This window comes from Bacillus sp. ChL18 (genome assembly GCF_026241425.1).
Lineage (GTDB): Bacteria > Bacillota > Bacilli > Bacillales > Bacillaceae > Bacillus > Bacillus velezensis.
The window spans coordinates 900,327-923,918 of record NZ_JAPHWE010000002.1 but is presented as its reverse complement, the minus strand read 5'-3'; the positions used below and the strand labels follow the sequence as shown (position 1 = coordinate 923,918).

Here is a 23,592-nt window from a genome sequence, read left to right as displayed (position 1 = left end):
CTTTTTTAAAAACAATGCTGATATCTATTATAAACCTTGAGGAGAGTATTTCTCAAACGAGCTGTTTACAAATAAAAGACGCCGCTGCATACGGTTTCGGCGGGTCCCGTCATCAGCACGTGCCCGTTGTCCTGCCAATTAATCACAAGGTCGCCTCCCGCTAAATGAACGGTGATATCCCGGTTTCGTTCGGAAACACCGTTCAATACGGATGCGACAGCCGCCGCACAGGCGCCTGTTCCGCAAGCCTGTGTAATGCCGGAGCCGCGTTCCCATACGCGGAAATGAAGTTCATCGGCGCTGACGGTTTCCACAAATTCGACATTGACGCCTTCCGGAAATCTCGGGTCTTTTTCAATGACGGGACCGAGCGTTGTAAGAGGCGCTTGATTGATATCCGCAACCGGAAAAACAATATGGGGGTTTCCCATTGATACGGCTGTTCCGGAAAGCTCCGTTTCTCCAAAAACAAAGGTTTCATCGATCGTCCGTTCATCTTCATTGCCGAGCATCGGCAGCTCTTTTTTGGTGAGGCGCGGTTCGCCCATATCAACGGCGACTTCACGCACAATCCCGTTGTCCTCTGTAATGTCTGCTTTCACAAGACCTGAAAGCGTCTCAATGAAAAAGGACGTTTCTTCTGTCAGCTTATGTTCGTATGCGTACTTTGCCACACAGCGAAGGCCGTTGCCGCAATTTTTCCCTTCTGAGCCGTCATTATTAAAAATCCGCATTTTGACGGGCGCTTTTTCTGACGGACAGATGAGGATCATTCCGTCAGAGCCGATGCCCGTGTGAATGCTGGACACTTTAACGGCAATCTCAGCCAGCCGTTCTTCCGGCAGCTGTTCTTCAAATTGATTTACATATATATAACTGTTTCCAAGACCGTGCATCTTGGTAAAACGGAATGAATTCATATCGGCCTCCAACTTTTTTTCTTTTACTTAGTATAAAAGCTCTTCTGCTCGGACACAATACAAATATCCCCCGTTTTTCATACATAAAAGCTCCCTGCATATGCAGGGAGCTTTTATCGTTTACTACATAAACATGCCGGCAATCGCCGCGCTGAGAAGGTTTGCGAGTGTTCCCGCAATAACCGCTCTTAATCCGAGGCGCGCAATGTCCGAACGGCGGCTTGGGGCCAATCCGCCCAGTGTGCCGAGCATAATCGCAATCGAAGAGAAGTTGGCAAATCCGCACAGCGCAAAGCTGATAATCGTAGACGTTTTTTTAGAAAAGTCCGCAATATGCGGACCGAAGTTTGAATAAGCGACAAACTCATTCAGCACAAGTTTCTGTCCGATATAGCTTCCCGCTCCGAGCGCTTCATGCCAAGGAACGCCGATTACAAATGCGATCGGTGAAAACACGTAACCGAGAATGGATTCTAATGTAATATGTTTGAAACCGAACCAGCCGCCGATTCCGCCGAGAATTCCGTTCACTACGGCGATGAGCGCGACAAACGCAAGCAGCATGGCGCCGACATTTAGAGCAATCTGCAGGCCAGTGGACGCGCCTTTTGCCGCTGCATCAATCACGTTAGCGGCGCCTTCGCCTTCTTCGTCCATATTAAAATCGCCTTTTATCGTCTGCGTTTTTTCCGTTTCAGGTATTAAAATTTTTCCGAACACGAGACCGGCGGGAGCCGCCATAAAGCTGGCCGCCAGCAAGTATTCGATCGGAATGCCTAACAGGGCGTAACCGAAAAGCGTCGAACCCGCTACAGCCGAAAGGCCGCTCGTCATAATCGTAAACAGCTCGGAACGGGTCAATCCCGCAATCAGCGGTTTAATGGCAAGCGGTGATTCAGACTGTCCGACAAAAATATTCGCAGCCGCCGCAAGCGATTCCGTTCTGCTTGTCCCAAGAAGTTTTGACAGTCCGCCTCCGATGACGCGAAAGATGAGCTGCATGATTTTTAAGTGATACAAAACGGCAATCAGCGCTGAGAAAAAGATAATGACCGGCAGAACGCTCAGCGCAAAAGCCGGGCTGCTGCCCACTTTTAACAGCGGGCCAAAAATAAAGCTGATGCCTTCGTTCGCATAATCAATGAGAAGCTGCACACGGCTTGAGAACCATAAAAATACGGCCCGGCCGGCGTCCCACTTTAATACGATGAATCCGAAGGCCATTTGTAAACATAAACCGACAATGACGGTTCGCAGGTTAATTTTGCTTTTCTTCTCTGATAACAAAAAAGCAATGGCTAATATAGCAACTGCCCCGAGCAGCCCCCAAACGATATTCAATGAATCCACCTCTAAAATTTTATTTAAAAAAAGTCTTTATTAAGATAACAATATTTATTTTTGCTGTCTACAAATTTTTTATTTTGCCAAAACCCGGGCGCAATAAAAAAGAGACCCCGTTCGGAGCCTCTGATTAAAACATCGGATTTTCTTCTATGAATGTATATATGTTGTCAACCAATTCAGCAGGCGTGCCCCCCGTGACCACTTCGCCGTTGACCAGGGCGAACAGGGACTCCATGCATTTCCCGCAATAGCTTAAACAGCCGTATTCAAGCACGTCCAAGTTCGGATCCTTCTCTAAGATCTCAAGTGCTTCCTGGGAACCGCGCGCTAAATTGCTGACACAGAATTCAATCATCGGATTCATGCGGTTTCACCTCACATATGTACCTTATCCTAACGGAATTTCCTCTATTCGTCAAAGATCCGGTTTCACGTTCAATGTTATCGTAACATATTAATTCAGGTTAAAGGTTTTACTATTACGTGTTTTCTGGTCAATTTGTAGGTTATTTTAAAACTATTATTGTGGTTTTAGATCAAATTCGATATAATTCTAGATGTTATTTTACATAGTTCGTTATTTTGTAACAACATTGACTACCATATTTTTCGGGCAAAAGGGGAATCATTATGAAAAAATTGGTCTTGATCGGCGGGGGTTACGGAAACATGCGGGTGCTGCACCGCTTACTGCCGAACCAGCTTCCGTCAGATATATCCATCACGCTGATTGACAGAAACCCGTATCACTGCTTAAAAACAGAATATTATGCGCTCGCCGCCGGCACGATTTCTGATCATCATATCAGGGTGTCTTTTCCTGAGCATCCGAATCTGGATGTTCAATACGGTGAGGTGGCTTCCGTCGACACGAAAAACAAACAGGTTCTGTTTCATGACCGCGAACCGATTTCTTACGATGACGCGGTGATCGGACTGGGCTGCGAGGATAAGTATCATAACGTGCCCGGCGCGCCGGAACATACTTACAGCATTCAGACCATTGATCAGTCACGCGAAGCCTATCAAAAGCTGAACAACCTCGGCGCCAATGCATCTGTCGCTATCGTCGGAGCGGGATTAAGCGGCGTGGAGCTTGCCAGTGAATTAAGAGAGAGCCGTGACGATCTGAAGATTATGTTATTTGACCGTGGCGACCTGATTTTATCAAGCTTTCCGAAAAGACTCAGCAAGTATGTACAGAAATGGTTTGAAGAACACGGCGTCACCATTATCAATAATGCGAATATTACAAAAGTGGAAGACGGCATCGTTTATAATCATGATGAAGGAATACCGGCCGATGCCATCGTGTGGACGGCGGGAATTCAGCCGAATAAAGCCGTCAGAGAACTGGACGCTGAAAAAGACCCGCAAGGCCGCATCGTTTTAACACCGCACCACAATCTTCCGGGCGATGAGCATGTTTACGTCGTCGGTGATTGCGCGAGCCTGCCGCATGCGCCGAGCGCCCAGCTGGCTGAAGCACAAGCGGAACAAATTGTGCAGATCCTCCTGAAACGCTGGAACAATGAAGAGCTGCCGGAAACAATGCCGCAATTTAAGCTGAAAGGCGTTCTCGGTTCACTCGGAAAAAAAGCGGGCTTCGGTCTTGTCAACGACCGTCCGCTCATCGGGCGTGTGCCCCGTTTATTAAAATCAGGCCTTTTATGGATGTACAAGCATCATAACGGCTGATAAGAAAAAAGCCGCTGATTGCGATCAGCGGCCATTTTTAAGAGCCCGCAACATAGCCGCGCTTTTCCATTTCTTCATATATATCTTTTAAATGCGGATTCCCTTCCCCCACAATGACATCCTCCACCAGCACGAGCGGATAGAAGAATTCATCGTTTCTGATGCGCTCCGCAAGCTCTTCTGTCTCCTTTTGCTGAGGCGGTGCATCAATATCAATATACCGTATGTTAAAAGGCTGCTCCGGGTATTTCCGTTTCAGCGCCGCCTCCAGCCATTCAAACGTATCTTTGGCGCTCGGCATATTCACGCAGCTTGCGCAAAGCGTTTCAGCGCCGTAAACACTGAGCGTAACCGGCTTTGTCATGTATATCATCCCCTTTACACCAGTATACAAAGGACGGGGCAGCTTTTGTATAAAAAACGGTTTTTATGTTCAAGTTTAAATATGCTATAATGGAGAAAGCAGCTTTGCAAACCAAACATTAGATTTTTACCGTTACTGTGAATATAATGGTTTTATGTATATGAAAGGAGCGAATCTCATGACTGAGGTTGAAATGAAAGAGCAAGTACAGGAAGTATTGGATAAATTACGTCCGTTTCTGCTTCGTGACGGCGGTGACTGTGAGCTTGTTGACGTAGACGAAGGCATTGTAAAGCTTCGCCTCCTTGGCGCATGCGGCAGCTGCCCAAGTTCAACGATTACGCTGAAAGCCGGAATCGAACGCGCCCTTCTTGAAGAAGTACCGGGTGTCGTTGAAGTAGAACAAGTATTTTAATCATAAAACCAGGCTGCATGGCAGCCTGGTTTTTTATTTTTTACAAATAGTCATCAAACCATGAACAAATATAACGGATGCGTTTCATCCGCTGTTCCGGATGGCCGCTTCTCGACAGCTCATGCGTGGCTTTCGGAAACCGGATGAACGACGTCGTTTTGTTCAGTTTCTTCAACGCGGTAAAGAGCTGCTCGGCCTGCTCTATCGGACAGCGGTCATCTCGCTCACCGTGCAGAATCAAAAGCGGCGTCGAAACGCGGGACGCATATTTTACAGGAGAACGATCCCAAAGCTTATCCGCTTCCTCAAACAAATCATGCCCGAGCTGCCAGTCGGTAAAAAAGAAACCGATATCGCTGACACCGTGGAAGCTGAACCAATTTGAAATGGAGCGCTGCGTGACGGCTGCTTTAAAACGGTCTGTCTGCCCGACAATCCAATTCGTCATAAACCCTCCGTAGCTTCCGCCTGTCACACCGAGACGGCCGCTGTCAATAAACGGATACGCCTGAATGGCTTCATCCACCGCCTGCATGACATCACGGTAATCTCCGCCTCCGTAATCACCCCTGACACGATTGACAAAATCCTGCCCGTAGCCGTGGCTTCCTCTTGGGTTGACATACAAGACAGCATATCCTTGTGCGGCCAGCACTTGGAATTCGTGAAAATACGTATGGCCGTACATCATGTGAGGCCCGCCGTGTATATATAGAATGAGGGGATAAGTTTGATCCTCTTCAAAAACGGCGGGCTTTAAAAACCAGCCGTTTACCGTCAGCCCGTCCTTTGTTTCATACTGCAGCTTTTCCGGCACGGATATGATACGCTCCTCAATAAACCGATCATTGTCGAATGTCAATTGCTTCTCTTCCCCATCTTCAAGTGAAATGCTGTAAAGCTCGGAAGGCTGTGCGGGTTTGGCAATGACAGCGATACAGCTTTTCTGATCAGGATGAAAAGCAAAACCGTTCACATACTCTTCTTCTAATCGGATCGGATATACGAGGCCGTCAATCGAGATATAATAAATACCCGTGCTTCCCTGCTCGCTCCCGAGAACGTAAAAACCCTGCCCGTCGTTTGTCCATACCGGCCGGGGCGTCACTCCTCCTATGATTGAATCCGCAATCAGCGCATCGCTCAAATGAACATCCAGCATGTCGGTCAGGCAGGACAGCCGCTCAGTTTTCACGTCGTACAGCCATGCTTTTTCTAAAGTCGCATTGCGAAATTCATTTTCATGGCCCAGCATCGCGATATAAGAACCGTCCGGTGAAAACACGCAGGAACCGAAAGAACCGCGGTGCGGCGTAATCTGCTTCAGGCTTCCGTCCGCCAGATTCATCAGATAGACATCGCTCGGCTTTCCGGCGTCACCCGGCTCGCATAAATTGGCGGTAAACGCAAGCTGCCTGCCATCCGGCGAAAAGGCCGCGCCATAATGATCCGCTTCATGATCCGTCAGCTGCTGAATCTCCCCCGTTTCAAGATGAATCAGCACAAGCTGGGCCCAGCTTCCGTTCAGCAGGCCTTTCCCGTCACGTTTATATGTTAATGACTGAATGTCAATCGGCTCATACTCGTCATGCTTCTTTTTTTCTTTCTCATCGGCGCGCTCCGCTGATGTCAGACTGACGGACACAAGCACGGATCTGCCGTCAGGCGCCCATATCGGATCTGATACGCCCCAAGGAATATCGGCCGCCTGCTCCGCCTCTCCGCCGGCAGCGTCGATGATGTACAGCTGAGGGATGCCGTTCTCCCTGTCAGAAACAAAGGCGAGTCGCCGTCCGTCAGGCGACCACCGCGGACTTGTATTTCTGTTGTCCCCGAAAGTCCACGGGTTTGAGATGCCGGATTCTGTGTCATATACCATAATGGCTGAGGAATAGGAATCCCGCTTATGATGGACTGTTGTCCGGACGTAAGCGGCTCTTCTGCCGTCAGGAGCATATTGCGGGTCTGTCACGGATACGAGAGTCGCAATGTCCTCCTCGGTTATGAGTCCTTTCAAATCGTTTCTCCTCCTTTTCTTTTTTATTTCGCTTCCCTAAATAAAAATCCTTCTCCAGAAAAAGAAAGCGTCCTTCTCTGATGGGAAGAACGCTTTTTTATCATTATACACTTTTCACCTGCTCTAAAGGATTCCGTTCAATTACGCTTCCTTCTGACGGGACGGTAAGCGCCGCAATCTCACAGTGGGGGAAATGCTCAAAAAGCTGTTTTCTCAGCTCTTCTCCCTTTCCTTTTTCAATCAGAACAAGAATCGTCGGTCCCGCTCCGCTCAGCGCCGTTCCGTAAGCGCCTTTCATTTCGGCCGCGTGTTCCACCTTTGAAAGCTCAGGAACAAGCATGGCGCGGTACGGCTGATGGAGCATGTCTTTTCTCATCATTTTCCCGGCGAGCGCCCAGTCATTTGACATGATCGCAGCAACGAGAAGGTTGCTGACGGCGCTTGCTTTAACGGCGTGCCGGTACGGCAGCTCTTTCGGGAGCACGTCTCTTGCGTCCCTGGTCAGAACTTCGTAAAACGGAATCACTGCCACAACGTCGATATCCGCTTCGGCCACACGCACGATATGGGTTTCATCTTCTTCGTGAAGGCCGATCACAAGCCCTCCTGCAAGGGAAGCAGCGGCATTATCAGGGTGCCCCTCTTCAAGACTGGCTAAGTGCAGCTTGTCGCTTTCCGACAGCTGCAGGCCGCATAACTCATCCGCAAGCTCAATGGCGGCGACGATAGCGGCCGCGCTGCTTCCGAGGCCCCGTGCAAGGGGGATGTCACTCCACACTTTGACATGGGCGGGCGGCAGCTCTTTCTGATAGCGGTCAGCCGTCCGTTTGGCGACTTGGTAGATGAGGTTGTCCGTTCCTTGAGGGATGCCCGCGACAGTTTCGGTTTCCGCCGAGAACTGCCATTCATCGTTTCGGAAAACCGAAAGCTTCAAATATCTGCTGAGCGCCATCCCGACGGAATCAAACCCGGGCCCTAAGTTGGCGGTGCTTCCCGGAACCGTAATGGAAAACAGCATCTCCGCCTCATTCATACACGCGCCGCTCCATTTAAGTATTCCAGAATACTGTCCTCATCTGTCGGCAGCGTGATCGGTTTTATGTCAGATACGTCTACAGCCGTGTTCGGATCTTTCAGGCCGTTTCCGGTCAAAACTGCGACAACCTTGCTGCCTTTTGGAATTTCACCGGATTTCACCTGTTTCAAAACGCCGGCGATGGATGCACACGAGCCCGGTTCGGCAAACACGCCTTCTTCACGGGCAATCAGCTGATAAGCGTGAAGAATTTCTTCATCTGTGACTTCATCAATTTTTCCGGCTGATTCCTCCGCAGCGAGCACCGCTTTGTCCCAGCTGGCGGGATTCCCGATTCGGATTGCCGTCGCAACGGTTTCTGGATTTTTAATAACTTCGCCGCGGACGATAGCCGCAGAACCTTCCGCCTCAAAACCGCGCATTTTCGGAAGTCCGGTGCCGTTTTTCTCATGATATTCTTTGAACCCTTTCCAGTAGGCCGTGATATTCCCGGCGTTTCCTACCGGGATCGCCAGAATGTCCGGCGCTCCGCCAAGCTGTTCGCATACTTCAAAGGCCGCTGTTTTTTGCCCTTCAATCCGGTAAGGGTTTACTGAATTCACTAATGCAATCGGTGATTTTTCGCAAATTGACCGGACGATGGCCAGCGCGTCGTCAAAGTTTCCGTCAATCGCAATGATTTCCGCACCGTACATGACGGCCTGCGCAAGTTTTCCGAAGGCGATTTTTCCGTCCGGGATGATGACGATGCATTTCATGCCGGCTCTCGCCGCGTATGCCGCAGCCGCCGCGGATGTGTTGCCTGTAGAGGCGCACATGATGGTATCATTGCCTTCTTCTTTCGCTTTGGCGACCGCCATGACCATACCGCGGTCTTTAAAAGATCCCGTCGGATTAACGCCCTCTGTTTTCACATGCAGTTCAATTCCGAGCTTTTCGGAAAGTTTCGGCAGGTGAATCAGCGGCGTGTTGCCTTCATGCAATGTCAGGGCCGGCGTCCGATCCGTCACCGGCAGAAATTCTTTATATTGATGGATGAGTCCTTTCCACATTAGCTCCAACCGTTCCCTTCTACGCGATATGTGCTTTTTACTTCTTGTACGACTTCGAGGTCATTTAAGTTTTGCAGAATGTCACTGAAATCTTCTTCCGATGTATGATGCGTGACGATGACGATTTCCGCGAGGTCGTCATGGCCTTTGATCGGCAGCTGCAGAATTTTTTCAAAGCTGACGCCGCGCTCTGAGAAGGCCGATGTGATTTTTGAAAAAGAGCCGACCTGGTCTTTGACGTGAATTCTTAAAAACTGCTGGGCATAGATATCAGACGGCTGCTTCAGATTTCTTTCAAACTGCGGGGCGACAAAGCTGTTTCCGTTTACGCCGAGACGCATGTTTTTCATGACCGCGACCAGATCGGAAACGACCGATGTCGCAGTCGGCATGCTTCCGGCTCCGGGGCCGTAAAACATCGTTTCGCCGACGGCTTCTCCGTACACGTAAACGGCATTAAACTCGTTATGCACCGCAGAGAGCGGATGATGATCCGGAAGCAGTGTCGGCTGAACGCTGACTTCGATTTTATTGTCATCACGCTGGGCGATGCCGATCAGCTTCATCGTATAGCCGAGCCGTTTGCTGAAGCTGATATCTTCATCCGTAATCCGGGAAATTCCTTTTACTTTGACATCGTCCAGATCAACGTCCATAGAGAAGCCGAGACGGGCTAAAATCGCCATCTTGCGCGCGGCATCGAGCCCTTCTACATCGGCGGTCGGGTCCGCTTCCGCGAATCCGAGATCCTGCGCTTCCTTCAGCACTTCTTCATACGGGCTTTTTTCTTTAATCATTTTCGTTAAGATGAAGTTCGTCGTTCCGTTGACGATTCCCATCATTTTTGTGATCCGGTCAGAGGAAAGGCCTTCTTCGAGCGTGCGTAAAATCGGGATTCCGCCGGCGACACTCGCTTCATAATACAAGTCACAGCCATTTTCCTTTGCGGCGGCTAAAAGCTCTGACCCGTATACGGCGATCAGATCTTTATTTGCGGTCACAACATGTTTTTTCGCTTTCAAGGCGTCAAGAAGATATTGCTTCGTCTGTTCGACACCGCCGATGACTTCAATAATCACGTCGACCTCAGGGTCATCGATTACATCATAGACTTCTGTCGTCAGCACTTCTTTCGGCAGGTCTGCGTCTCGTTTTTTATCAATATCTTTAACCAGCACTTTTTTGATCGTCACCGGACAGCCGACCTGGTGCATAAGCTTATCCTGATGATCTTGTATAATTTTGACGACTCCGCTTCCCACGGTTCCCAGTCCTAACAGTCCAATACGAATCGCTTCCAAAGAGAAACTCCACCTTTCTTCCTTTCGTCCACTAGAAAAGGACAATTGTTAACCCTTCACAGACATTTAAGTTACAAATATTATATAAGCCCGCATTTGTTTTGACAAGCGGCTGAATATTGTTTCTACAGCTATGAAAACGCTTAACACACTGATATGACAAGATTCCCTATTTTCTAAATATTTTTACGTCATATTTTCTTACGAACTGATTCCTTTCCCGAGCCACGCCACAGGCGGGACAAAAACCTGCGCCGACCTGACATTCATCATGTTGTGACATGTCTGTAAAAACTGTTCATAGCGGGTGCAGTCGGCAAGAATGTAGTCAAGCTGCTCTTCGTAAAACTGTTTTTCAGAATCATGAGAAATGTAATAGCTCTCCACCGTCTCGAAGAAGTGGAGCGGAAACAGCAGGCGGCTGTAAAACAGGCGCTTGGAAAAGGAGGATAACGGCGTAACTTGCTCATATTCCTGCAGAAACAAAAACCCATCTTTGAGCAGGTCGTCACGATGATACAAATATGTGCTGCGCATATATTCCGCAATATCACGGGCGGCATGGTCGAATACCCAATCGCCCGGAATGCGGATCAATGATTCCTCCGACCATGTATCCCGTTCCATCCGCTGATGGCAGATTGTCCCCGAGTCTTCTGCGCCGGGGTTGTCATCCAGCTCCGTATCCACTAAATATTGAATGGCGTTTTCCGCTAAGCCTGAATAATAAGGAAATGCTTCGATCATTTTCTTTTCGAACGGTTCAAGCGGAGACATATGAATTTTCTGCATCCAGAATGATTCCAGCTGATCCACCCGTTTTCCCCATAAGTCCTTCCATTGGCCGATCCTGCCCGCTTCTTTCACTTCGTACGGAAAACCCCGCCCTTTTCTGTGAAATTCGGCAAGCTCCCCTCCGACAGAAAACGACCGGTTTGAGACGGGAATCGGCGCTTTTAAGAGCGCATACGTTTTGCCTTCGTCCTCAAAGGTCAGTTCTCCTTCCTTCGTAAAGATAAACACTGAAACGTATGGGTCACTTTGTTCTTGTAAATACTGACTCATGTAGTAAAGCTCCGTCAGCTCTGATTGCGAAAACCCGGAAACGGGAATTATAAGAAAGAAGGAATTAGGCGTCTGGAAGCATTGGTATTTCTGATAAACGGAAAGCTGTCTGACGTGGATGCCGTACTTTTCTTTAATGATGCTTTTCATCATAATCACCTGCCTGAAAAATTAGAGCTATTCACATCGTAGTCATACGCCGGCGGAATTATGAATACATATTGTAATCCTTTGAATCAAGTGGAGAAACATCGTACACATCGGAAGGATGTTGTATAAACTAGTAAAAAAAGATTGGGTGAAGCAAATGTCAGAAAAGGAACAACTGAATCAGGTGGAAGCTGTCGCCAGAGCGCGTTTAAAAGAACGGGGGGTTGAGACGGACGATATTGCCGAGCTGGTGTATTTCCTTCAAAAAAAATATCATCCTGATTTGACGATGGAGGTATGCAGGCTCAATGTGGACCGTGTCATCGCAAAACGCGAGGTGCAAAACGCCATTTTAACGGGAATAGAATTAGATGTACTCGCCGAACAAAAAAAGCTGTCTGAACCGCTTCAGACCATTCTGGCGATTGATGAAAGCCTGTATGGGGTTGACGAGGTGCTCGCCTTCTCTATCGTGAATATATACGGCTCGATCGGCTTTACGAATTACGGCTACATTGACAAAGAAAAACCCGGCATTCTCGGGCGGTTAAATGATAAATCTACGGGCGAATGCCATACGTTTCTTGATGATATCGTCGGCGCAATCGCAGCAGCGGCTTCAAGCCGGCTTGCTCACAGCGCCAGAAATACAGAATAAGGACGGCCGTCATGGCCGTCCCTTTTTTTATAGATGTTCAATCCATTCGGTTAAAGAGTCAATCGCATATGTCGGCTTTTGGTCGTAATCTGCCATATGCTCACGCTTTGTCACTCCGGTATGAACCAGCAGCGTATCCATGCCCGCATTGATGCCGGCCATAATATCCGTTGCATAGTTATCACCGACCATGAGTGTTTCGGAAATATCCGTTCCGAGCACACGCATCGCCTGTTCCATAATAATGGATTCAGGCTTGCCGATAAAGACAGGCTCAACGCCCGTTGACACCGTCAAAACGGATGTAAGCGAACCGTTCCCTGGTAAAAGCCCTCTTTCAGTCGGAATGGCGACGTCGCCGTTTGTTGAAATGAACCGGGCGCCGTTTCTGATCGCAAGGCATCCCGTTGCCAACTTTTCATATGTAATGCCGCGGTCGATTCCCACAACGACAAAGTCCGCGTTTTCTTCTCCGAAGCTCAGCCCGTTTTCTTCAATGGCCTGACGGATGCCTTCTTCGCCGATCACATACACCGACGCGTGTTTTTTCTGCTGGGCGATATGCTGCGCAGTCGCCATGCTCGTCGTGAAGACCTGCTCTTCAGATGCCGGAATGTCAAAGCTCATCAGCTTGTCCGCCACCTGCTTCGGCGTCCGGGAAGAATTGTTCGTCACGAATAAATACGGAATGCCGCGCGCTTTAAGCGTTCTCACGAATTCACACGCTTCTTCGATTTTTTCCGTCCCGTTGTACATTGTGCCGTCCAAATCTATCAAATATCCTTTATAATCCTTCATACTCAACACTCCTGTGGATTTTCTCACTCGTTGTTATTTAAATGCGGAAACAGGCCCTAATTCTGTTTCCAGGTAGGTTCTTACACGGGCCGGAAAGGCTTTCAGCACATCTCTGTTTGACGTGATCAGCGTAAACAGCTCCTGATGATCGGCGTGCTGATATTCCTGGACAAGCTGCTTTCTGGAAGAGATCAGCTGCTTCAGCTTATTCCCTTCATCCTCAGCTACCACCTTTTCATCCGTCAGAATATCCATGATGTCGTCATAACTCCCCGGATCGCGCATGATAAAGCCGTCAATCATATCATTTCCGACATCGAGAATGCATTCGATCATAAGATGGCTGATCCGCTCAAGCGCCCTTTTGTCGATTTCGCTCTGCCATGCAGGCGTGCTGTCAAACAACGCCAGCTGGGTCTCAAAAAAACGGAGTGTTTGTTCGATATTATTTCTGTCAACAAAATACACGTGACAGCATCCCCTTCTGCATCAATTATTTTCTGATTCGTTTTAAAACAAAATACGCGCAGCCGAAATTGCAGTATTCGTAAATGTATTCGTCCAATGTGCTGATTTTCGTTTCAAAGGTTGCTTTTTGATTCTGGTCATCAAAGAAGCCTTTGAGCCGCAGCTGACTGTATCCCCAGTCTCCCACAATGTAATCATATTTATTTAATATGTCCGAATAGCGGGCTTTGAACGCTTCTTCATTAAAGCCGTTTTTAAAATCGTGTACGAGTTCAAACTCGGCATTTTGAATAAGAATCATGTCTTCACCTCTTTTATCACTCTTTACTATCATAATTCATTGACTTCTGTCCATCAATTGCAAAATGAGACGGTTCGGACGGACGGAGAATTTTTCCTCTTTATATCCAGTGTAGCGGTTCAGACGATCCTTATTCAAGAATGACTTTTTCCCTGCAAAAACGGCTCCATCGCAAAAAACCCAAAACCTGCGGCGTTTTGGGTTTTTTCGGCTTATCTTATGCTTGGGCCTGGCGTTTTTTAGACGCTTCGTTCACTTGTTCATCCGCATGGTAGGAAGAACGGACAAGCGGGCCTGCTTCACAGTGGCTGAAGCCTTTTTGCATCGCGATTTCTTTCAGTTCGGCAAATTCGTCCGGATGATAATATTTTTGGACTTTTAAATGTTTTTTCGACGGCTGCAGGTATTGGCCGATCGCCATGATGTCGACATTGTTCGCAAGCAGGTCGTCCATCACTTCAATAATTTCTTCCTTCGTTTCGCCGAGACCGATCATAATGCTTGATTTCGTCGGGATGTCAGGCTGCATTTCTTTCGCACGGCGCAAGAATTCCAAAGAACGGTCATATGTTGCGCGGGCCCGGACTCTCGGTGTCAGGCGGCGGACGGTTTCAATGTTGTGGTTCAGAATATCAGGGCGGGTATCCATTAATGTTTTCAGGTTGTCGTAATTTCCGCCCATATCGGATGGCAGCACTTCAATTGTCGTGAACGGGCTTTTTCTGCGAATCGCCCGGACCGTTTCCGCAAAGACGCCTGCTCCGCCGTCTTTCTGATCATCACGCGCTACGGCCGTGATGACGGCGTGTTTTAAATTCATCAGCGCGACGGAATCAGCTACGCGTTCCGGTTCCTGCAGATCCAGCTCAGTCGGCAGTCCCGTTTTTACAGCGCAGAAGCGGCATGCTCTCGTACAGACGGAACCGAGAATCATGAACGTCGCCGTACGTCTGACAGCCCAGCATTCATGGATGTTCGGGCATTTTGCTTCTTCACATACGGTGTGCAGATTATTTTCACGCATTAATTTTTTCAGGCCCGTATAGTTTTCATTCGTGTTCAGCTTTATTTTGAGCCATTCCGGCTTTCTCAGATGCTCGTCTTTCTTTGCCATTTCCCCATCATCTCCATTATCCCTTTATTCATGTTCGTGTGCGAAAAATTTCTATTTCACGATGGATATAAAACTTGCGGATTTCTATTCAATAGTCACTTTAACATAGGAAAAATTTCTCGACAAGGGAAGAGAATTACTTACATTTTCTCGGATTGTTGCCGCAAACTATTTGTATTCAATCCTGAAAGGAGATCATGTTGTGAAAGTTCTGTTATCTGCTCTTCTCCTTTTATCAGTTTTCTGTCCGGCTGCAAGCGGGAAAGAACAATCGGCTCCTGTTTATGGCGAACGGATGCAGTTGTACCGCAAAGCCGAAGCAGTCACGCAGATTCCTTGGTATGTGCTTGCGGCGGTTGACCAATATGAAGAAAATGTCCGCTCGAACCGAAAGGATCTGCCGGAAAAAGCGGGAATCATCAGCATTTATATTCCGGATCATTTGTGGAGCGGCCCTGAAAATCCAAATCCTAAGGACGATGCGCCTCTCAGCATTAAAGTATTTGACGGGATCGGCCTGGACGGCGACGGCGACGGAAAAGCCGAGGTAAGCAATGATGAGGACATTCTTTATACATTTGCACAGTATTTAGCGGGATTCGGAACGGATCTTGATCATATCCGCATCGGCCTCTGGAATTATTACCGCCGCGATCAGACGGTCGGCATTATCACCGAATTCATAACACTGTTTAAAACGTTCGGCCGCCTTGATCTCGGAGAGCACGCTTTTCCGCTTCCCGTGAAGACGGATTACAGCTACCGCAGCACATGGGGCGCCGCACGGGGTTTCGGCGGGCGCCGGATCCACGAAGGAACGGATCTGTTCGCTCATTACGGGCTCCCCGTCAGATCGACCTGCTACGGTATTGTTGAAATGAAGGGCTGGAACCGTTTCGGCGGCTGGAGAATCGGCATCAGGGATATCAATAACACGTATCACTACTTCGCTCACCTGAACGGCTTTGCAAAAGGTGTGCATAAAGGCCGGATCGTCAAACCCGGAGAGGTGATCGGCTCTGTCGGCAGTTCCGGATACGGACCGCCGGGCACCGCGGGAAAATTTCCGCCGCATCTTCACTACGGGATGTATAAAGATAACGGCAGATCGGAATGGTCTTTTGATCCGTATCCCCATTTAAGGGCATGGGAACGAAAAGAAATCCGCAGGAAAAAGTAAACACACAGCCGCCAGGAAAGATTGCGGCTGTGTGTTTTTATTTATCTTTCTTCTGTTTTTCATTCGGCAGCTGGACGGAAGGCGTCACACCTGACCCGCCGCTTCCGTTATAAAACTGCGGCACCTCTCCTTGAATCGCTTTAATGGAGACCGGAATATTATTTGTCACGACTGAAGTCTTACTGGCAAACGGAATAATGACCTTCACTTTAATCTCCACAAAAATACTGATATCGATCAGGGCATTGTTAATGCCGTACGGCTTTATTTTTGTTTTCACATCAGTTAACGCATCTCCGATCAGGTTAAAGCGCACGGGGATTTTCGGCCCAAGATTTCCGAGAATGCTGTTTCCCGTGACCTGCCCTAAGGGAATATCGATCATAATTTCATCGGCCGTTTTCGCGCCTTTTTCTGTTTCATGCTGCTTATTGTTCGACTCCACTTCCTTCAGATGAGCCTGGAGCTGCTTTGTCACTTTCGCCTTCATACTGTTGACCATTTGTGTATTAAAATCCATCGTTGTGACTTTTCCGTTTTCATCCGTTTTCATATCGACCATATCTTTCACATTGTCGCTGTGAGACATGTATTCTTCTATGGATTCCGTAATGACCTCTGTCGCCACCCGTTTGGTTTCCATTTCTCCTATGTTCATCAGCACCGGTTTGATTGAGGAATTGATCATCCAAAGGCTGATGACCGTCGATATGATGAAAAAAGCAAACGACAGAAGAAGCACATATCGAAAAGGCAAAGGCCCTCTCTTGCGAAGAGCGCTCCGGTATCTAGGCAAGAAAAATCCCCCCTTACATATCACAATGTATGCTTGTAAGAGGGGACATAGTATTTTATTTTCACTCTTAAAAAGTCCCGCTTACCTTCACTCGGGTGAAATGGAACGGCGGACAGCTATATGACATTACCGCTGCCGCGCGAGCTTCCAGGCGAGCAGATCTCTTAAAAACTCCGGCATAAAGTATTGTTTTTCTTTTGAATCGCGGATGTAAGGGAACAGCTTTCCGAGTGTAAACATATCGAGAACGGCAACCGAGTATATCCGCTCCGGATCAATCTCTTCTCCGTTCACTTTCACATTGAGGAGATGCGTCACACCGTCTTCAAGAATGCCGGCCTCTGCCTCCGCTCCGGCATATACCATCCTGCCCATCACTTCCCCGCGGAAGCCGAGACCTTTTATCCGCAGCTGCTCCATTTGTTCCGAGGCGGCCTGACTGATTGTTTCCTGGAGTTCCCTGCCTGAAAGACGAACGGCCACCGGATTGATCGGATGAGGGCAGATGCGGTGCAGGTCAAGCTTTGTGACAGGCCCCTTCTGTAAAGGCCCCAAAATGACGCCTGAATTCACCATGCTGACTTCACAGCCGCACCAGCTTTTCAGCGCTTCGGCTAATAGAAGCGGGAGCGGCGATTCCTCAAACCACTTCACGCCGGCATCTTCATTCAGATTGGCGACTTGTACGGAGAGCAGGTTTTCCGCTTCCCGTTCTTTCTCTTTCAGAAAAGCCGCCGTATCTTCAGATTCCCCGTGCCAATCAGCCATTTTCTGTACAGATGCCTGTTTGCTGACAATGGTTCGTGATTCACTTTCTATTGTCAGCTCGACACAGCCGACATAGTTCCCGTATTTCTCCGCACATGCAAGCAATACGCCGTTTATGTCCTGTCCGTCCTCAAGAAGGTGGTGCGTATGTGATTCAAGAATGACATCGATGTCCAGAAATTTTTCCGCTGCTGCCCGGTCATCGATCAGGCCTAAATGAGAAAGCAGAATGATGATGTCCGCTTTGCCCTTGATATCGTCAAGTGATTCTTGAATGCTTTTTTCCGCATCCGTCACCGTCCAGCCGAGTTTTTGATAGACGGGATAATACGGCACCGTGACGCCCAGTATCCCGGCGGTCATCCCGTTTTTCAGCGTTTTAATCACGTAGGGCTCGGCCCATTCCGGCCGCTGTCCGTCCGCGTCAAACAGGTTGGACACAATGACGGGAAACGCGGCATGAGTATATAAACCCGCCAGCTCATCGTGAGGCAGCGTAATTCCTTCATTATTCCCGACGGCAGCCGCATCGATCTCAAGCCGGTTTAACAAGTCGACATTCGCTTTGCCGAAGGTCGCTTCCGTTATCATTTGGAATCGGTCCATATGATCGCCGATGTCAAATACGAGTGTTTCCTCCCCGTTTTTTTCATGCTCACTTCTCTTCTGCTCAATATAATGTACGATTTTCGGCCAATTTTCGAAATGGCTGTGCAAATCATTCGTATGATATAAACGGAGCTTCTCTAACATACCATCTCTCCTACCTTTTAGCTGAATATCCCTTGATAAATCAATTCACAGCCGATCAAAATCAAGACGACCCGCATGAAAAGCACGATCGTTTTCGTCTGCACCCGCTTATTGACCCACGCGCCCATTTTGCCGCCGAACCACGCGCCCGGAACGAGGCACAGCGCATACAGCCAATTGACATGGCCCTCTGCGATATGTGACACGGAACCCGTCACGGAGGATAAGAAAATAATGAGCATTGACGTCGCCACAGCCACTTTCGGCGGGAACAAAAATAACAGCATCATGGCCGGAACCATAAGAGAGCCGCCGCCAATGCCGAAAAGACCGCCCAATAAACCGACGAAAAAGGCAATCACGATACCGGTGAAAATACGGTACGAATATGTATAAAGCTCACCTGATTCATCCTCATATGTCCGGATCATGCCTTTATGCGCTTTATTGACCGGTTTTGCTTTCGCCTTCAGCATTAATGTAATGGAAATCAAAATCATAAAAAGTCCGAACCAGACGGAAAACGTATGCGCATTAAAAAGTTTAGACAAATACGCGCCGATGATGCTGCCCGGGCCGGAACCGATAAAAAAGATCAGTCCGCTTTTGTAGTCAACGGTTTTATATTTCATATAGGCCAGAGTTGATGACAGGCCCGTAAAAATAATCACCAAAAGGGACGTGCCGATGGCAGTCTGCGGTGTTACGTCATGGAAAAACGGAGTCATCGTGCTTAAATAGAGCATCGCCGGCACGATGATAATTCCTCCCCCAAGCCCGATCAGGCTGCCGACCGTTCCTGCGATAAATCCCAATATGATCAATATAAGATAAGACATGTGTCTTGAAACCTCTTTTCTAGCTGAATAGGTCGAGCTGCTTCGGAGCAAGCCCGGTATATGAGATATCTAACATTTCAAGCATCTCAAGCCCGTTATCGGCGGCGTCTCCGCCTGAGTTATTGTTGAAGAGCACATACAGATTTCGCGACTGCTTTTTCAGCTCCTGAAGATTGTTTTTCCAATCTTTGAGCTCCTGTTTGTTATAGCGGTATAAATATCTGACCTCACGCCAGTTTTGTCCGCCGTCTGGTTTGATCCAGCCCTGCTTGTTCCGTCCGTGAAAACGGACAAGCGTTTTTTCTTCATCCGTTGCTTTCAGGACGGTCGGAATGCTGCCCTCGCCGATTTGCGGCTCGTCACATATGCTGTGAATCCAGCCTTCCTCCTTCATAAAGGAAAGCGTCTGTTCATAAAATGGCGGGGAAAACCAAGACCGGTTGCGGAATTCAAGCGCGCACGGAATATCGCCCATCTGCTGCCTGCACCATCTTAAATATGCGACGTTTTCTTTCTTGCAGTCAAACCACGGCGGGAATTGGAACAGCACCATGGCAAGCTTTCCATGCTCTATATACGGCGATAATGACAGCTTAAACGCCTCAAACATTTCTTCCTTCGATTCAAAGGGAATATCGCCGCGCTGATGGCCCGTCATTCCTTGATATGCCTTAATGACAAATTGAAAAGATTCCGGCGTCTCTTTGACCCATCTTTCATTATTACGGGCGGGCTGTATCGCGTAAAAGCTCGCGTCCAGCTCGACGATGGGAAAATGGGAGGAATACACCTGCAGTTTTTGCGGGCCCGCTGTTTTCGGCGGATAGATGCTGTCATGATCCCCCCACCCCGTCAGTCCGATATAAATCACAATCCTTCACCTCTCACTCTAGTTTATCACAGGTGTTTTTCTCTTTCTGTTTCCATGTTTTTTCTGAATGCACTTTTCAGGAACCGGTACTGATGTTCATTGGTGTCCGAAAATGCCTCATCTCTGGAAGAAAGAATGTGCTGATAGACGATCGGCTCTGAAAACTGACCGCTCGTGAAATCATATATCTCCCCGTCTATTCGGTTATAAAAATGCCAGCTTGTGCCGGTTTTTGTTTTGAGAATGTCACCGCCGTAAACATCTTGGATGACTAAAGCCGTTACGCCGCACTGGCCTTTGGCCGGGCAATCTTCCGTCCATTTTGTACTGGTCTTGCGCGACCAGGATGCCGTTAATATGTTCAAGATTTGATTATACAATGTGTTTTACTCCTTTTTATAAAAAGATACCACGAGACCCGCTTTCCAAACGACAAAAAAAGCCGATTCTCATCAGAGAATCGGCTCTTTTATTTCAGAAGGCTTCAGGAATGTTCCGAAAGCCCCGCTCTGCTTACCCACGCCATCCTGATACACACAGCGCCCCTTGCTGTAGGTCGCAGCAATTCGGTATGGAAAGGTGCGGCCTTCATACAGGCTTTGCTTATGTTTGGAAAACATCGTTTCTTTTGTGACGGTAAAAGGTTCCGGCCGGACAATGGCAAAATCAGCGTCAAATCCTTCTTCAAGCCGTCCTTTATTCGTTAAACCGAAGCGCTCGGCCGGTGCTTCGGCCGTCCATCGGGCCACATGTTCAAACGGAATCCCATGATCGATCGCTAATTGAATCATGCCGAGAAGCGTAAATTGGCCTCCGCTGATCCCGCCCCACGACAGAAACATATTATCCTCGCGTTTCAAAGACGGATGACAGGGAGAATGATCCGAAGACACCATATCAATCAGGCCCTCAGCCAAAACTCCGATCAATTCCTCTTTATCAGCCTCTGAGCGGAGCGGCGGAGCGCATTTGGCGGCCGCCCCTTTTTTGAGGAAGTCTTCAAAGCTGAATAATAAGTAGTGCGGACACGTTTCAACGGTGACATCCAACCCGTCTTTTTTCGCCTGCTGAATGGAGAGCACGGCCCGTTTCGTGCTGATATGTACAAAATGAAGCGCGCATCCCGTCGCTCTCGCATATTCAATCGCCCGCTGCACAGCCTCGCATTCGGCTTCTTCCGGACGGGAGGAAGCGTAAGCGTGGGCATCAATTTTCCCTTGGAGCGCGTACTCAGCTTCAAGGAATCGGGTGAGGGCGTCGCTTTCTGCGTGCAGAGCCAAAATCTTGCCGCACGCCGCGATTTCCTTCATTCCCTTTAAAAGAGTCCGTTCATCGGCTGATTGAAATTCATCCGTTCCCGATTTAGACAGAAACGCTTTAAACCCGATTGCCCCCGCTTCTGCCATCGGCCGGATATGTTCGGTATATCCGGGCATCAAACCGCCCCAAAGCGCAAAATCAACCGCTGACTTCCGTTCGGCGATTTCCGCCTTTGCCAGCAGGTTTTCAGCAGTTACCGTCGAAGGGATGCAGTTAAGCGGCATATCAAAATAAGACGTACAGCCGCCGGCAGCCAGCATGTTTGAGCCGGTTTCAATGCCTTCCCATTCTTCGCGGCCGGGTTCATTGAAATGCACGTGACAATCGACCGCGCCCGGAAACACATACATGCCGTCAGCCTGCACCACTTGTTCCGCGTTTTCGTCAATGCCGGGCCCGATCAAGGCGATTTTCCCGTCCTTGACGGCGATATCGGCCTGCTCTGTTCCGCCTTTTCGCACAGCTTTCGCACCCTTTACAATTACGTCATAGGCCATTTTATCTTCCTCCCTGTAAGGATGACGATTTTCTGTCAGTTTTTATCACAACATGCGTCTATGATTGCCAGTTTACTGCTACTATGATCGTAATACATCAGCAAAACCGCTATAATTTTTGATGATTTTTATTCATATTAACCAATGGTTGTCTTTAGAACCTGAAAGGAGATTGACTGATGAACATTTATGATGTGATGAAGATTCCCGCTTATAAGCGGGCGGCATTAATCGCAGGCAAGTCCGGCGGCTGGAGGGAGGTGCAGCACGTCAACATGATGGATGCGCCGGACATCGCTGATTTTTTACATAAAAACGAATTGCTCGTCACCACGGCTTACCACTTGAAGGACCGCCCGCAGCTGTTGAAAGATTTGATCCGCCTCATGGCAAAACGGGGCTGCGCGGGACTGGGGATCAAAACGAAACGTTATCTTAATGTCATTCCGAAAGATGCCGCGGAGCTTGCCGACCGGTATGAATTGCCGATTATTGAGCTGCCGGAAGACATCAGGCTCGGAGATATCGTCAACGCCACACTGAGCCATATTCTTGATATGCGTTCAAACGAGCTGCAGCAGGCCATTTACGCCCATAAAAAATTCACAAACCACATCATGAGCGGCAAGGGGCTTCAATCCCTGCTTAAGAAGCTCTCAGACATTCTCCGGCTTCCCGTGCTGCTTCTGGATCAGCATACAAAACTCTTATCATCGTCCCACCGCATACCCATTGACACGTCTTTATTGAAAAACATCTGTTATTCCCTTTCCGGGCCTTATTTCACCTGCTTTTCCATGCTGTCCGACAGAAAAGCGTATTCTGTCCTGCCGATTCTGAATGTTGAAAAAAACTGCGGTTATCTGGTGATTCCGGAGCTGGTGCAGACCGCTGATAAAGGCATGATTTTGACAATTGAACAGGCGGCCAACGTCATTTCCTTTGAACTGCTGAAAGAAAATGCCGTCAAACAATTCGGCAGACGGGCGCGCAATGAATTTTTCAGCAATTTTATCGACCGCTCGTTTACCGGCCATGAAGAAATCAAAAGCCGCGCCAAAGAATTCCGGCTCCGCTGGGATCAGAAATACATGTGCATTTGCGGAAAACTTGACAGAAATGAGAAAACGATCAGCTTTACCGAAAATCAGCTCGTTTCCGATCATGTATTTGATCTGCTTGAAGGGGAGCTGTCATCCTTTCCGTTTCCCCCTCATCTCTTTATTAAAGGAAATGTCGGTATTCTTTTAATTGAGGCGACAGACAGCTGGAATGAAATGCACGCGTCTGTCATCAGCTTTTTGGAGCAGTTTCAAAAGCAGGTCCGGACGCAGTTTAAACGGACTGTCTCCTTCGGCATCTCAAACATATGCCAAAAGCTGATCGACGTCCCTGACGCTTTTACTGAAGCTTCAGACGCCATTTCATCCGGGCATTTGTCCAGAAGCGCGGAGTTTATTCAAATCTATCATGCCAAAGACGTGCCGGAGCTGCTCCGCCTGCTTCCCGCGGAAGATGTGAAGAAGTTTTACGAAGCCACCCTCCAAAGCCTGGCCGACCGGCAAAAGGAGGACCAGAGCCTGCTTCATACGCTGTCTGTTTATCTGGAGACCCACTGCCAGATTTCAGAAACGGCTAAGCGCCTGTACGTCCATCGAAATACGGTGATCTATCGTTTAGAAAAATGCGAGGAACTGCTCGGCAAAAGCTTAAAAGATCCGGAGACGACGATGCGCCTGCGGCTCGCGCTGAGAATGCAGCGGCTGATCGGTTAAGGAATCGTTAGAGACAGGGATGCGAGTGTTCTCCCGCATCCTATTTAAGTGGGATTCATTCAGCTAAATCCTCAAAAAATGCTGCCATC

Annotated in this window: 24 protein-coding genes; 5 read left to right on the top strand and 19 right to left on the bottom strand. The window is 48.5% G+C overall.

The genetic code is table 11. The features are described from left to right. Positions 1 to 65: 65 nt before the first annotated feature. The 3 genes from dapF to OQ477_RS15670 form a co-directional block, all read right to left on the bottom strand. On the bottom strand, positions 66 to 920 hold the full coding sequence (dapF, locus tag OQ477_RS15680; protein ID WP_014418790.1) for a diaminopimelate epimerase: 855 nt from the start codon (positions 918 to 920) through the stop codon (positions 66 to 68). Positions 921 to 1,043: 123 nt separating this feature from the next. Next, positions 1,044 to 2,261 (bottom strand): NupC/NupG family nucleoside CNT transporter, encoded by a 1,218-nt coding sequence (locus OQ477_RS15675; protein WP_053574118.1) that lies wholly within the window; start codon positions 2,259 to 2,261, stop codon positions 1,044 to 1,046. Between the two features lie 133 nt (positions 2,262 to 2,394). Continuing rightward, a complete protein-coding gene (locus OQ477_RS15670) occupies positions 2,395 to 2,631 on the bottom strand; it encodes a YuzB family protein (protein ID WP_007408721.1) in 237 nt (78 codons plus the stop codon). A 266-nt stretch (positions 2,632 to 2,897) separates the two neighbouring features. On the opposite strand from OQ477_RS15670, the gene OQ477_RS15665 reads away from it, so the two are divergent. After that, positions 2,898 to 3,965 (top strand): NAD(P)/FAD-dependent oxidoreductase, encoded by a 1,068-nt coding sequence (locus OQ477_RS15665; RefSeq protein WP_007613539.1) that lies wholly within the window; start codon positions 2,898 to 2,900, stop codon positions 3,963 to 3,965. 37 nt (positions 3,966 to 4,002) lie between these two features. On the opposite strand, the gene OQ477_RS15660 is transcribed toward OQ477_RS15665, so the two are convergent. Further along, on the bottom strand, positions 4,003 to 4,329 hold the full coding sequence (locus OQ477_RS15660; protein ID WP_045208782.1) for a YuzD family protein: 327 nt from the start codon (positions 4,327 to 4,329) through the stop codon (positions 4,003 to 4,005). Positions 4,330 to 4,408: 79 nt separating this feature from the next. Between OQ477_RS15660 and OQ477_RS15655 the strand changes: the two genes are divergently transcribed. Continuing rightward, positions 4,409 to 4,744, top strand: a complete 336-nt coding sequence (locus OQ477_RS15655) for a NifU family protein (protein WP_169510385.1) — start codon at positions 4,409 to 4,411, stop codon at positions 4,742 to 4,744. A 40-nt stretch (positions 4,745 to 4,784) separates the two neighbouring features. Here the strand turns inward: OQ477_RS15655 and OQ477_RS15650 are convergent, their stop codons facing one another. The 5 genes from OQ477_RS15650 to yutH all read right to left on the bottom strand — a co-directional run bounded on the left by OQ477_RS15650 (position 4,785) and on the right by yutH (position 11,368). Further along, positions 4,785 to 6,761, bottom strand: coding sequence for an alpha/beta hydrolase family protein (locus OQ477_RS15650; RefSeq protein WP_265973116.1), 1,977 nt, complete (start codon positions 6,759 to 6,761; stop codon positions 4,785 to 4,787). A gap of 103 nt (positions 6,762 to 6,864) precedes the next feature. Then, a complete protein-coding gene (gene thrB / locus OQ477_RS15645) occupies positions 6,865 to 7,794 on the bottom strand; it encodes a homoserine kinase (protein ID WP_265973114.1) in 930 nt (309 codons plus the stop codon). Then, positions 7,791 to 8,849, bottom strand: coding sequence for a threonine synthase (gene thrC, locus OQ477_RS15640; RefSeq protein WP_014721762.1), 1,059 nt, complete (start codon positions 8,847 to 8,849; stop codon positions 7,791 to 7,793). Before thrC ends, thrB begins: the two co-directional genes overlap by 4 nt. Beyond that, complete coding sequence (locus tag OQ477_RS15635; protein ID WP_007613551.1) at positions 8,849 to 10,150, bottom strand: homoserine dehydrogenase; 1,302 nt, start codon at positions 10,148 to 10,150, stop codon at positions 8,849 to 8,851. The genes thrC and OQ477_RS15635 overlap by 1 nt, the downstream gene beginning before the upstream one ends. 201 nt (positions 10,151 to 10,351) lie before the next feature. Next, positions 10,352 to 11,368 carry a spore coat putative kinase YutH gene (gene yutH, locus OQ477_RS15630; protein ID WP_007613555.1) on the bottom strand — a complete coding sequence of 339 codons (1,017 nt, stop codon included), beginning with the start codon at positions 11,366 to 11,368 and terminating at the stop codon, positions 10,352 to 10,354. 154 nt (positions 11,369 to 11,522) lie between these two features. Between yutH and OQ477_RS15625 the strand changes: the two genes are divergently transcribed. Next, the gene (locus OQ477_RS15625) at positions 11,523 to 12,023 is read left to right on the top strand and encodes a phosphatidylglycerophosphatase A (RefSeq protein ID WP_003151934.1); all 501 of its coding nucleotides are present in this window, start codon (positions 11,523 to 11,525) and stop codon (positions 12,021 to 12,023) included. A gap of 27 nt (positions 12,024 to 12,050) precedes the next feature. On the opposite strand, the gene OQ477_RS15620 is transcribed toward OQ477_RS15625, so the two are convergent. From OQ477_RS15620 to lipA, 4 genes are all read right to left on the bottom strand, one after another. After that, positions 12,051 to 12,821: a TIGR01457 family HAD-type hydrolase gene (locus OQ477_RS15620; protein WP_105937358.1), complete on the bottom strand. Its 771-nt coding sequence runs from the start codon at positions 12,819 to 12,821 to the stop codon at positions 12,051 to 12,053. A gap of 33 nt (positions 12,822 to 12,854) precedes the next feature. After that, complete coding sequence (locus OQ477_RS15615; protein ID WP_265973111.1) at positions 12,855 to 13,289, bottom strand: DUF86 domain-containing protein; 435 nt, start codon at positions 13,287 to 13,289, stop codon at positions 12,855 to 12,857. Positions 13,290 to 13,314: 25 nt separating this feature from the next. Then, positions 13,315 to 13,590 (bottom strand): YutD family protein, encoded by a 276-nt coding sequence (locus tag OQ477_RS15610; protein ID WP_003151928.1) that lies wholly within the window; start codon positions 13,588 to 13,590, stop codon positions 13,315 to 13,317. 217 nt (positions 13,591 to 13,807) lie between these two features. Further along, entirely contained in the window at positions 13,808 to 14,704 is an 897-nt protein-coding gene (lipA, locus tag OQ477_RS15605; RefSeq protein ID WP_003151923.1) for a lipoyl synthase, read from the bottom strand. 202 nt (positions 14,705 to 14,906) lie between these two features. Between lipA and lytH the strand changes: the two genes are divergently transcribed. Continuing rightward, positions 14,907 to 15,884, top strand: coding sequence for an L-Ala--D-Glu endopeptidase (gene lytH / locus OQ477_RS15600; protein WP_265973109.1), 978 nt, complete (start codon positions 14,907 to 14,909; stop codon positions 15,882 to 15,884). A gap of 37 nt (positions 15,885 to 15,921) precedes the next feature. On the opposite strand, the gene yunB is transcribed toward lytH, so the two are convergent. The 6 genes from yunB to OQ477_RS15570 form a co-directional block, all read right to left on the bottom strand. Then, positions 15,922 to 16,680 carry a sporulation protein YunB gene (yunB, locus tag OQ477_RS15595; protein WP_032876717.1) on the bottom strand — a complete coding sequence of 253 codons (759 nt, stop codon included), beginning with the start codon at positions 16,678 to 16,680 and terminating at the stop codon, positions 15,922 to 15,924. Between the two features lie 126 nt (positions 16,681 to 16,806). Continuing rightward, the gene (locus tag OQ477_RS15590) at positions 16,807 to 18,201 is read right to left on the bottom strand and encodes a bifunctional metallophosphatase/5'-nucleotidase (protein WP_265973106.1); all 1,395 of its coding nucleotides are present in this window, start codon (positions 18,199 to 18,201) and stop codon (positions 16,807 to 16,809) included. A gap of 17 nt (positions 18,202 to 18,218) precedes the next feature. Then, positions 18,219 to 19,040, bottom strand: coding sequence for a sulfite exporter TauE/SafE family protein (locus tag OQ477_RS15585; RefSeq protein WP_007613562.1), 822 nt, complete (start codon positions 19,038 to 19,040; stop codon positions 18,219 to 18,221). Positions 19,041 to 19,059: 19 nt separating this feature from the next. Continuing rightward, entirely contained in the window at positions 19,060 to 19,911 is an 852-nt protein-coding gene (locus OQ477_RS15580) for a DUF72 domain-containing protein (protein WP_007613564.1), read from the bottom strand. Positions 19,912 to 19,937: 26 nt separating this feature from the next. Beyond that, the gene (locus OQ477_RS15575) at positions 19,938 to 20,291 is read right to left on the bottom strand and encodes a hypothetical protein (RefSeq protein WP_007613566.1); all 354 of its coding nucleotides are present in this window, start codon (positions 20,289 to 20,291) and stop codon (positions 19,938 to 19,940) included. A 72-nt stretch (positions 20,292 to 20,363) separates the two neighbouring features. Beyond that, positions 20,364 to 21,728 carry an allantoinase gene (locus tag OQ477_RS15570; protein WP_265973105.1) on the bottom strand — a complete coding sequence of 455 codons (1,365 nt, stop codon included), beginning with the start codon at positions 21,726 to 21,728 and terminating at the stop codon, positions 20,364 to 20,366. A gap of 179 nt (positions 21,729 to 21,907) precedes the next feature. Between OQ477_RS15570 and OQ477_RS15565 the strand changes: the two genes are divergently transcribed. Continuing rightward, positions 21,908 to 23,503 carry a PucR family transcriptional regulator gene (locus OQ477_RS15565; protein ID WP_265973103.1) on the top strand — a complete coding sequence of 532 codons (1,596 nt, stop codon included), beginning with the start codon at positions 21,908 to 21,910 and terminating at the stop codon, positions 23,501 to 23,503. Positions 23,504 to 23,592: the final 89 nt, after the last annotated feature.